Raw genomic sequence first — 11,298 nt, 5'->3', positions numbered from 1 at the left:
GGATTTACGTCGCAGGCGCGCTATTTTCGGCGTGCGTATCGTCCGAGCCCTTAGGCCTTAAAAGCCACTGTTTAGCGAAGATCAGCGCGTAGATCGCTGCGCCGATGCCGTAGCTTGCGTATTCGCTCGGGATAAACTCTATGAATTTCGCGCATATATTAGGTACCAGCATTAGCGGCGTTACTAGCAGCAATAGTAGGCGCTCTATCGGGTTACATTTTGTTACGAACCAGCCCTGCAGCGAGGAGCTGAAAGCAAACATACCCACGATCGCCGTGGCAAAAATCAGCACGATTTGCAGTGGATCGCTGATCCAAACGATGCTCTTTGAATCCATCGGATCGCCGATGCTTTGGATCAAAAGCAGCTTATTGTTGAAGAAAAACGCAAATGGAAGCACCGCGGTACGCAGATCATACACGAAGCCCTGAAGTCCCACGGTTACGGGATTTGCCTTTGCGATGCCTGCGGCGGCGTATGCGGCGATGCCCACCGGAGGGGTATCATCGGCTAAAATTCCAAAATAAAAGACAAAAAGATGCACCGCGATCGCAGGGATCAAAAAGCCGTTTTTACCCGCCAGTATCAAAATCACTGGCGCAATCAGGCTTGAAACGACGATATAATTTGCCGTTGTAGGAAGTCCCATGCCCAAAATCAGGCTCATTATCGCAGTCATCAGAAGTATCAGCACTATGCTATTTCCCGCGACTGCCTCCACGAGCTCTGAAAGAACCTGTCCCAGCCCGGTAAGTGAGATCGAGCCGATGATGATGCCCGCTAGCGCGGTGGCAACGGCTACCGTGACCATATTTTTGGCAGCACCCACCATAGCCCAAAAGATATCGACAAAGCCGACGATAAAATCGGACTTTCCAACCTTTTCGCCGAATATCGTTTTCTTTGCAGGCTCTTGTACGATCATTATTAAAAATAGCACGCAAATCGAGTTAAACGCCGCAGAGATCGCGCTTTCTTTTAGAATCAATAGAGTAAAAAGAAGCACCAAAATCGGTATTATGTAATGAATGCCACTAAATATAATTTTTAGCTTTGAAACCTTGGCGTAATCGCGGCTGCCGTGAAGTCCCAACTTGCAGCTTTCCAGATGCACGATAAAAAATAACCCCGCGTAGCAGACAAAGGCGGGGATCACCGCCGCGATCATTACATTGGTGTAGCTCATGCCTAAAAATTCCGCGATGATAAACGCCGCAGCGCCCATGATAGGCGGCATAAGCTGCCCGTTTACACCTGCGGCGACCTCGATAGCGCCCGCCTTAGTGGCGGTGAGCCCCGCTTTTTTCATAAGCGGGATCGTAAAGGTACCCACCGTCACGACGTTTGCGGTCGAACTACCGCTTACCATTCCGGTTAGTCCGCTAGCGATTACGCTAGCCTTGGCAGGCCCTCCGCGGAAGCGACCTAAAATCGCAAACGCTACGTTTATAAAATACTGCCCCGCTCCGGCTCGCTCCAAAAGCGCGCCGAATAGCACGAACAGATAAATGAAGCTGGTGCTGACCCCCACTGGTACGCCAAATATGCCCTCTGTAGTTAAAAACATATGCCCTGCAAGCAGTTCAAAGCTTGCGCCGCGATGCGAGATGATATCGGGCATATAAGGACCGAAGTAGCAATACAGAAGAAAGGTAAAAGCGATAATACCAAGCGCTGGTCCCATCATACGACGACCTGCTTCAAAGAGTATGAAAATTCCGATAAACGACGCTACGATATCTCTGGTTAGATAATTTCCCGGGCGCTGCGCTAGCCCGTTAAATTCTATTGCAGGATACAAGATCGCGGCGACTCCGACGATTAATAAAATATAATCGTAAAACGGGATGTAAAAATGTGCCTTAGAGCGCGGGCGAAACGGAAAAAGCGAAAAAATTATAAAAATGGCGAACGCCAAGTGGATTGAGCGCGCGATATTCGTATTTAGCGTAAAATACGCGATGTAAAGCTGAAAGACCGACCACGCGAAGCAGACAAGCGTCACGAGCCAGAAGAGCTTTTTAGAGGTAAATTCTCTACTCTTTACCTCTAAAACCTGCTCATCTTTTTGTGTAGATTTCTCCATCAACTAGCCTATTTTAACAACCCGGCTTCTTTATACACCGCCTCTGCCGCAGGATGAAGCGGCGCGCTAAGCCCCTCTAAAAGAGATTCTTTGCTTACCAAATTTAGCGCAGGGTGTAGCTTTTTATACTCGTCAAAATTATCAAGTATAGCCTTAACTACCGCCCTAACCGCCTCGTCGCTTTGGCTAGCATCGGTTACTAGCACGGCCTTTACGCCGATAGTCTGCGTATCGTGGTCTACGCCGTCATACATTTTCGCAGGGATCACGCCTTTAGCGAAATACGGATATTTTTCTAGAATTTTTTTGATATGCTCATCGTCGATGCTAACCAAGTCGATAGGAAGCGAAGTCGCCGCATCGGTGATATTTGCGGTCGGATGTCCTACGACGTAGAAGTATCCGTCGATCTTCTTATCTTTTAGCGCCATCGGGCATTCTTGCGCGGTTAAGACGCCGTGTTGGGCGAGCTTTTTAAGATCGAAGTCGTAGTTTTCAAAAACTATCGTGCTGGTTAGCTCGTTGCCGCTGCCCGGGTTTCCGATATTGATCTTTTTGCCCGCAGCGTCGCCGTAAGCTTTGATGCCACTCTCCTTAGAGACGACGAAAGCCAAAAGCTCCGGATAGATCGAAATTACGGAGCGTAAATTTTTATCCGCCGCGCCTTGAAATTTGCCCGTACCGTTGTATTTATCATAGACGACATCGCTTTGAACGAAGCCGAAATTTAGCTCTTTTTTAAGCACGTTATTGACGTTATACGTCGAGCCGCCCGTCGATTGCACGGAGCATTTCATATTTTTATCCATATTTACCAAGCGGCAAATCGCGCCGCCCACCGGATAATAGGTGCCGGTCATACCGCCGGTGCCAATATTGATGAACTCCTTAGCGCCTGAAACGCTAGCTAGTAAGGCCAAACCGGCCAAAGCAACAGAAAATTTTTTCATCTTTGCTCCTTTTTGAGTTAAAAGTTTGAAAGTATTGCTAAATTTCTATAAAATTCTAATAAAAACAGATCGAATTTCGCGCAAATTTACGATTTTACACATCACGGCGCAAGTGATTTAATATCAAAGTAGCTCGGCGATCTGCTCTGATATGCGGAATTTTACTGCAATAAAATTCTAAGCTTGAAATCCAAACGCCCGTGGATAAAATTTAACGCTATAAATTTAAAGCCTTAATAACTCACGCCGCTAAGATACAGCCCGTTCGGCGGAAAGGGGATTCTGCTAAGTGCCCGCGAGAAGCTGATCTTACGCCCGCTCTGCACGGATTTTAGGGCGTTTGCGACCATCAGCCGCACCTGCGCTCGCAAAAATCCGTTGGCTTTAAAATTTATCAAGGTCAAATTTCTAAAAGAGTAGGCGCGCGCGACGTAGAGCTCGCGCACAGGGCTTTTTATGTCGCTGCCGCTTTTCATAAACTCGCTAAAATCGTGCTCGCCGATGAAATTTGCAAGCGCAGCATTGAGCGCGGCAAGATCTACGCGCGGATAAAACACGCAAAAATCGCTAAGAAAGGGGCTTGGACGTCCGTGGTTTAAAACGTAGCGATAGCAGCGCGCCACGGCATCGTAACGCGGATGAAAATCGCGCGGTACCTGGCTGATGTGTTGCACAAAAATATAGGGCGCGCAGTGGCGGTTTATGAGCTCTTTTAGACGCGACAGCTCCCAGTGCACGGTGCATTCGACGCAGCTTACCTGGCGCAGCGCGTGCACCCCTTTATCTGTGCGCGAGCTGCTGATTAGCGGCGCAAAGATCCCTACTCGCCCCAAAGCCGCGCGCAGCACATCCTCGACGCCGCGCCCATGAGGCTGAGACTGCGAGCCGCTAAATTTCGAGCCGTCGTAGGAATAGACAAGCTTGAGCTTCACGCGCTCGGAGTTTGCGCTCGCGGCATATGCGCACGCATCTGCGGGGATATTTGGCGGGGTGCTTATTTTGCCGATGTGCGCAAGTTCATTCGCTACAAAGTCGCTTGCAGGCGCGCTTTCAATAATATTTTTGAGTTCGGACGCGCTTGCGAGGGTGTTTGCGGCGACATCTGCTTTGTAGGCGGCATTTGCCTTGCGAGAGTTTGCGGTGTGGGCGGACGCGGGACGGGTAGTATAAAATTTTGCTACGAGCGATGTATAGATTTTTAAAGCATCAATGCTCGCCACATTAGCTTTCGCAGCGTTTGCTGCGGAAATATCCGAAGTGGCGGCATTGGTGGAATTTTTGCAAGCGGAATTTTTATTTGCCCCCCGCGCAGTCTTTTTGGCACAAACAGCGTCCGAATTCCGCTCGGAGCTTTCGTGATTCAAACCGCAATCGGGCGCAGTATAGGTAGCCGTATCACTTGCCGAACTTGCAAGAGCGGAATTTTTAAAATTTGAAATTTTATCGTTTAAAATCAAAGCTTGCTCGCCGTTTTGCGCTTCATGCTTTAAATTTACGCCACGCAAAATTTTAGAGGCGTTAGGCTTGCTCGCCGAAATTTTATCCGCTAAATTTCGAGCGGACGAGCTTTTGTTTAAAATTTTGCCGCCGCAGAGCTCGGAGCTTTTTTCAGTACCTCGGAGCAATTTTGATCCTGTAGTAAAGCAGCGATGCGATAAGCGTAACGCCGAATGTCACTGGAAGTGCGATGCTCGGATGTTTGGAGAGTAGCATTATCAGCGCGAAGTAGCTAAAAAGCACGCCGAAGATCCCCGCGTAAACAAAGCCCTTTTCGTAGCGATAGGTCACGATGCCGAGGCTTAGCGCAAACAAAAAGCTCGCCGGCGGAAAGAGCGAGACGAGGGTGTAGATGCTAAATTCTTTCCTGCGCTTTTCGCTGCCGCTCATCTCGCTCCAGTATCCGATCACGCCGCCTCCGCCGCGGATATTGCGGTCGCTTTGCGTGCGCAGAGTTAGGCTTTCAAACTCGCTTACGTGCCACTGATCGCTGCCCATCGTATAAATTTTGCCGTCGTGCAGCATCGCCGAAAAGCTCGCGTTTTCGTTTTTAAACTCGCCGCTACGCGCTACGATCATCCGCTCGTGATCCTGCGAGCTACCTGGATTATACAGCACCAGATCCTTATATAGGGTGCTTGTGCCGTTGTTTTCCTGCGAATCGATAAAAACGAGCCAGTCGGAGAATTTCTGCCCGAATTCGTTGGATTTGATATTTAGCGTCGCGCTGATCTTTTTGTAATCGATGAAATTGTCCTTTAAATTTTCGGCTATCGGCATCATAAAAAGCGAGACGAAAAGCAGCGCCAAGGAGCACAGCGTGGCGCTTATGCCGAAAAATAGCGCGATCTTGCGCGTGGCGTAGCCGATGGTAAATATGACGATAGTTTCGTTCTCTTTAGATAGCCTAAAAAGGGAGATGCTAAGCGCTACGAAAAACGCGATCGGCACCGTAAATATGAGTATGCGCGGCAGCATGAAAAGATAGAGCTTGACTAGCTCTGAAAAATTTATCTCGATAAACGACGTAATGCGCGCGATCTGAAGGAAAAATACGATCGACATTATGATAAAAAGCGTGCTGAAAAGCGACGCGAACGAGCTAACGAAGTTGCTAAATAAATAGCGCTGCACCCTATCCATAAATGACGTCCAGAAGCCTTAAAATTTGATCTCTAAAAATAAAAGTAAGAAGCAGCCCCATCGATAAAAACGGCACGAACGGAAGCTCATAGCCCCTTTTGTGCGCGATGAGATACGCAGGCAGCGTCAAAATCGCGCCGATATAGATCGAGATGCCGCCCAGCTTCCAGCCCAAAATCGCCCCCATAACGCCCGCGATAAAAATATCCGCGCTTCCCATCGCTTCGCGCTTTAGCACGAAGGTGACGATGAGACGCAGCACGAAAAATATCGCCGCGTATCCCGCCGCCGCGCCCACGCCGCCGAGATCAAAATCATACATAAGCGTGTAAGCAAGAGATAGCGCCGTAACTACGTAAAGAAGGCTCTCGGGCACGGCTTTATACTCAAAATCGATAGCCGAAAGCGCCATAAGTAAGATAAAGCAAAGCCCGAGCACCGCGGCTTTTGCAAGATCGGGCTCGCCGAAATACGCCGCAAGCGCAAGCGCGCCGCCTAAAAGCTCGACGATCGGGTAGCGGATCGAAATTTTGGTTTTGCAAAAGGCGCATTTGCCGCCCAAAAAGAGCCACGAAAGCAGCGGAATGTTGTGGTAAAATTTTAAAGCATGAGAGCATTTGGGGCAGTGCGAAGCGGGGAAATTTACGCTCTGTCCGCGCGGCAAGCGGTAGATCAGGACGTTGCAAAACGAGCCTACGCAGGTGCCGAATACCGCAAAAATCACGCCGTAAACGATATTTAAATCCATCTTTTTCCTTTGGAGCTTTAACTTTTTAAAATTTAATCAAACGCTTTATGGTAGCGAGAAATTTCTTAGTTTTCATTGATTTTTTGCCTCTCGTAAGGGAAAAATTTTACGAAAATCGCCGCCGCGCCTACGCAAAATAAAATGGCTATGAGCCCCGCGATTAGCGGCTCGCCCCATGCCCCATATAATCCGCCGAAAATCAAAAATCCCGCTACTAGTATCACGGCGTCCAAAAGATCGAAGTTTAAAGTATCTACGATCCATAAAAACATAATATATGCGCCTATCCCGCTGCCTGCGGATGCCAAAATCCCCATTTTATCGGGGATGAGGGCAAACGCTAGCATAAAAAACACAAGCAGGCAAATGTAGACCGCGAGTATAAATTTCTTGGGTTTTTTATACACGCTGCTGCATCTTGGGCATCTTAGAGTTTTCATCGGCTTTTTGGTAAGTTTTTTGCCGCAATCACACTGTATATAGTAGCTCATAGCCTTCCTTGTCGGTCTTTGCGCGAACGGCGGTGATTTTTAAAATTCTGCCGCGTAAATTTACCGCGGCGCGCAACACGGCTCGCGCTAGAGCTTTAAATTTAAAAGGGCGAAATTTAAAATTCTAAAATTTTGAAATTTCACGGCGCCGCGCGCCTACGTATTAAAATTTTAAATTTTATGGCGCCGTAAATTAAAATCCTAAAATTTTAAAATTTCAAAGTGTCGCGAGCGCCAGCGGATTAAATTTTAAAATTTACCGCGTTGTATGCGGTTCTTGCAAAATAAAATTTTAAAATTTAAAGCGACTGTTAAAGCGACTGCGCCGTAGTTTAAAGACCGCCAAAGCGGCGCTGTTTACGGCGGAAATCATCCACTATGCGTGCAAGCTCCTCGCGCGTGAAATCCGGCCACAGCGTCGGCGTAAACGCAAGCTCGGCGTAGCTTGCCTGCCAGAGTAAGAAATTTGACAGCCGCTGCTCGCCGCCCGTGCGCACCAGTAGATCCACGTCGCCGCTGTGCGCGGTATCCAGATGCGCGCCGATGCCCGCTTCGCTTAGTCGCTCGCCGCTTGCAAGTAGCCTCTCGCATGCCCTGGTGATCTCGTCGCGCGAGCCGTAGTTGATCGCTAGGTTAAAATTTAGCGCCCGCCCGTTTTGAGTTAAATTTGAAAGATATTTGATCTCGCTTCGCAGATCGCCCTCAAAAGCCGATATGTCGCCGATCGGATAGAATTTTATCCCGTTTTGGATAAATTTTTCGCGGCGCGAAATTAGGAATTTTTGAAGCAACTTCATCAAAAATTCCACTTCGCTTTTCGGGCGTTTCCAATTTTCGGTGCTAAAGGCGTAGAGCGTGAGGTTTGCGATGCCTTCGTCGATGCAAAACTCGCAGATCTGCTCTACGACCTCCGCGCCCGCTTCGTGCCCGCCGGTACGCAGCAGACCGCGCTTTTTCGCCCAGCGCCCGTTGCCGTCCATCACAAGAGCGAGATGATTTAGGCTATTCACGGATCAGATTTTTTTCAGCTCAGCCGCGATTTTTAGGGCGACTTCGTCCTTCGGCGCGGTGTCGATTACGACCTGATCGTTTTTCGTGATAAAAGTGACCTTAAGGACGTCGCCGCCGAGCTTGATGATGTCGTCCAGCACGTTTAGGCAGACGGCGTCGAGATGCTTTTCATTGAGCATGCGTTTGGCCTCGCCGACGGCGTTTTCGCGGTCGGTTTCGAGTTTAAAGCCCACTTTTTTGATATTTCCGCGCACGGAGCTTAAGATATCCTCGTTTTCGCCCAGGCGTAAATTCCAAATTTCGCCGATCTCGGCTTTTTTCACCTTGTCTTTGTAACGCACCTTCGGCGAGTAATCGCTTACCGCGGCAGCCATTATCAAATACGCACCGTCGGGGAATTTTGTGCTGTCAAGCGCCGATTTTAGCCCGATAGTACTTTCAAATTTAACGAGCTTATACGGTAAATTTTCATATTCGTTGCTAGAGATCAGCGTCACGTCCGCGCCTAGGTAAAACAGCGCGTCGGCAATCGCTTTGGAGGTTTTGCCGCTGGAAAAATTCGTAATACCGCGCACGCTGTCGATCTTTTCGATCGTCGCGCCTCCGGTGATAATGGCGGTCTTATCCTCCCAAAATTTATCGTTGTAAAGCGCGCGCTTTAGCGTCTGCATGATCGCCTCGGTGCTCGCTAGCCCGCCCTTGCCAGTGTCGCCGCAAGCTAGGGTTTTTTCTATCGGATCCACAAAATACGCATTGACGCTTGCTTTTAGCATATCGATGCAGTTTTTCGTGATGTTGTTTTCAAGCAGCGCGGGGTTTGCAGCGGGCGCGATAACCACCTTGGCGTGGGCGAAAGCCGCGTTTAGCACCTCTAAAAATACGTTGTCGCAGACGCCCCACGCGAGCTTGTTTATAGTATTTGCCGTCGCGGGCGCTATCAAAACCAAATCCACCTTAGAATAAGCGATGTGGTTGATGCCCGCTTGCCAGTTTTCGTTGGCTTTGCAAAGCACCGGGTGATCGCACAGCGCCTCGAATGCCTTGTAGCTGACAAACTCCTGCACGCCGTCGCTAAGCGCGACATAGACGTCGAAATTCGACTTTTTCAGAGCGGATAAAATTTCAAACGCTTTGTAAAAACTGATACTCCCGCAAACCGCCAGTAAAACCTTTTTTTTACTCATCTTCGCTCCTAAAAAATTTATGGAAAAACCCATCTTTGTTAGTTTGTTTCGTTCGGCTGATCGCCAGCGCGCCGCTCGGAACGTCGTTCGTAACCGTCGTGCCCGCAGCGATTATGACGTCGTCGGCTATCCGCACGGGCGCTACAAGCTGCGTGTCCGAGCCGATGAAGACGTTTTTGCCGATTATCGTTTTGTATTTTTTCTTGCCGTCGTAGTTGCACGTAATCGTGCCGCAGCCGATATTGCTGCCCTCATCGATCTCGCAATCCCCAAGATAGCTTAAATGGCCCGCCTTGATCTTGTTTACTTTTGCGTTTTTAAGCTCGACGAAATTTCCGATATGAGTGTCAGCAACCTCGCATTTTGGGCGCAGATGCGCCATCGGACCGATGTCGGAATTTTTTACGATGCTATCTTCGATGACGCAGCCGCTTTTGATGAGCGAGCTTTCGATCACGCAAGGACCGATGATACTTACGTTTTCTTGCAGCTCGCACTCGCCGATAAATTTCGCTCTACTGTCGATGTAGATGCTTTGCGGTAGGCGCATCAAAACGCCTTGCTTCATCAAATTTTCTTTGATCTCGTTTTGCATTAAATTTTCGGCGATGCTAAGGGCAAATTTATCGTTTATCCCCATGAAGCTTTGCTCATCCACCCACACAGCGGCGCATTTTAAGCCCATATCTTTGGCGATTTTGATCGCATCAGTGAGGTAGTACTCTTTTTGCGCGTTATCTGGTTTGATCTGCGGCAGAATTTGTTTCAATACCTCGCTTTTAAAGCAGTAGCAGCCGGCGTTTGCGTCTTTTACCGCCTTTTCTTCCTCGCTTGCGTCCTTTTGCTCGACGATCTTTAAAATTTCGCCGCCGCGGGTGATTACGCGGCCGTACCCGAATGGATTGCGCGCGCTAAAAACGCTTAAATTTACTTCCGCGTTCCCCTCGCAGAGTTTGCGAAGCTCGGCGCTTTTTACCAAAGGCATATCGCCGCAGATTATGAGCGTTTTGGCTCCGCGGATTTCGACCTCTTTTAGCCCGCCCGCAGTGCCTGGAAAGCGCTCGTGGTCTTGTTTATAAATTTTAGCATTCGGAAAGTGCGCCAAAACTGCGCTTTTGACCTCGTCGAATTGGTAGTGTAAAATCACGCTCACGTCGTTTGAAATTTCGTAAGCTTTCTTTAGGATGTGGATTATCATCGGCTCGCCGCAAAGCTCGAAAAGAACTTTAGCTTTTTGCGACTTCATCCGAGTGCCCAGCCCTGCGGCAAGAACTATAACCGAAACGTCGTTCATTTTTACCCTTAAATTTTCAAAAATTGGATAATTTTAACACATTTAAAATAAATAAAAACCTAAATTTATGCCGCGCGGGCGAAATTTAAATCCCAAATTCAACTAAAATTTTATAAAATTCCACCTAAATTTTAAAGCTTAGGCGGACGTTTTGAAAAAACTGATTTTGGTTACTTGTATTTGGGCTTTTAGCTTCTCTCTGATAGGCGAGTTTTTGCGCGGCATAGACAGCGCGTATTTGGCGTTTTCGCGCGTATCATTGGCGCTAATTTGTTTTTTGCCGTTTATGAAATTTCGCGGTGTAAATCCCACTTTAGCGCTTAAAATTTGCGCCGTGGGCGCCGTGCAGATCGGCGTGATGTATATCTTCTACTACCGCAGCTTTGCGTATTTGAAGGTCTATGAAGTGGCGCTTTTTACGATATTTACTCCGTTTTACGTGACGTTGCTTTACGATGCGCTTAAGCTTAGATTTCGCGCGCTATATCTTTTTAGCGTAGCAGTCGCGGTGCTTGGGGCTTTGGTGATAAAATTCGGCGCGATAAATTCCGAGTTTTTGACGGGCTTCTTGCTCGTGCAAGGCGCAAATTTATGCTTCGGACTCGGACAGAGCGCGTATAAATTTATGCTGGAGCGCCACGGTTTTAGCGAGCAGAAGGAGCTTTTCGGCTACTTTTTCATGGGGGCTACCGCGGTTACGGCGATTGCCGCGATCGTGCTCGGGGATTTTTCTAAATTTAATCCCAGCTTCTCGCAAGGCGCGGTGATCGTGTATCTGGGTACTGTAGCTAGCGCTTTAGGGTATTTTTTGTGGAACAAAGGCGCGTGCGAGGTCGATAGCGGCGTGCTTGCGATTATGAATAACGCGCTCATCCCCGCAGCGATCGTCGTAAA

General features: G+C 48.5%; 10 protein-coding genes. 1 reads left to right on the top strand and 9 read right to left on the bottom strand.

Annotation, left to right across the window (positions count from 1 at the left end):
* Positions 1 to 4: 4 nt before the first annotated feature.
* The 9 genes from Q0095_RS04955 to glmU all read right to left on the bottom strand — a co-directional run bounded on the left by Q0095_RS04955 (position 5) and on the right by glmU (position 10,404).
* A complete protein-coding gene (locus Q0095_RS04955; protein ID WP_297881920.1) occupies positions 5 to 2,086 on the bottom strand; it encodes a TRAP transporter permease in 2,082 nt (693 codons plus the stop codon).
* An 8-nt stretch (positions 2,087 to 2,094) separates the two neighbouring features.
* A complete protein-coding gene (locus Q0095_RS04950; RefSeq protein ID WP_291937906.1) occupies positions 2,095 to 3,036 on the bottom strand; it encodes a TAXI family TRAP transporter solute-binding subunit in 942 nt (313 codons plus the stop codon).
* Between the two features lie 233 nt (positions 3,037 to 3,269).
* Positions 3,270 to 3,968: a tRNA pseudouridine(38-40) synthase TruA gene (gene truA, locus Q0095_RS10270; protein WP_366806122.1), complete on the bottom strand. Its 699-nt coding sequence runs from the start codon at positions 3,966 to 3,968 to the stop codon at positions 3,270 to 3,272.
* A 676-nt stretch (positions 3,969 to 4,644) separates the two neighbouring features.
* A complete protein-coding gene (locus Q0095_RS04940; RefSeq protein WP_297881915.1) occupies positions 4,645 to 5,676 on the bottom strand; it encodes an LptF/LptG family permease in 1,032 nt (343 codons plus the stop codon).
* The gene (locus tag Q0095_RS04935) at positions 5,669 to 6,424 is read right to left on the bottom strand and encodes an A24 family peptidase (protein ID WP_297881912.1); all 756 of its coding nucleotides are present in this window, start codon (positions 6,422 to 6,424) and stop codon (positions 5,669 to 5,671) included. Before Q0095_RS04935 ends, Q0095_RS04940 begins: the two co-directional genes overlap by 8 nt.
* Positions 6,425 to 6,489: 65 nt before the next feature.
* Positions 6,490 to 6,915, bottom strand: coding sequence for a hypothetical protein (locus Q0095_RS04930; protein WP_297881910.1), 426 nt, complete (start codon positions 6,913 to 6,915; stop codon positions 6,490 to 6,492).
* Between the two features lie 332 nt (positions 6,916 to 7,247).
* Entirely contained in the window at positions 7,248 to 7,925 is a 678-nt protein-coding gene (uppS, locus tag Q0095_RS04925) for a polyprenyl diphosphate synthase (protein WP_297881908.1), read from the bottom strand.
* Positions 7,926 to 7,928: 3 nt separating this feature from the next.
* A complete protein-coding gene (gene coaBC, locus Q0095_RS04920) occupies positions 7,929 to 9,110 on the bottom strand; it encodes a bifunctional phosphopantothenoylcysteine decarboxylase/phosphopantothenate--cysteine ligase CoaBC (RefSeq protein WP_297881906.1) in 1,182 nt (393 codons plus the stop codon).
* Positions 9,103 to 10,404, bottom strand: a complete 1,302-nt coding sequence (gene glmU, locus Q0095_RS04915) for a bifunctional UDP-N-acetylglucosamine diphosphorylase/glucosamine-1-phosphate N-acetyltransferase GlmU (protein WP_297881904.1) — start codon at positions 10,402 to 10,404, stop codon at positions 9,103 to 9,105. Before glmU ends, coaBC begins: the two co-directional genes overlap by 8 nt.
* Positions 10,405 to 10,555: 151 nt before the next feature.
* Here glmU and Q0095_RS04910 point away from each other — a divergent pair.
* A partial coding sequence (locus Q0095_RS04910; RefSeq protein ID WP_297881902.1) for an EamA family transporter occupies positions 10,556 to 11,298 on the top strand: 743 nt, incomplete at its 3' end.

The organism is uncultured Campylobacter sp. (assembly GCF_938045535.1).
In the GTDB taxonomy this organism is placed as follows: domain Bacteria; phylum Campylobacterota; class Campylobacteria; order Campylobacterales; family Campylobacteraceae; genus Campylobacter_B.
This window is presented reverse-complemented; position numbering and strand designations above follow the sequence as displayed.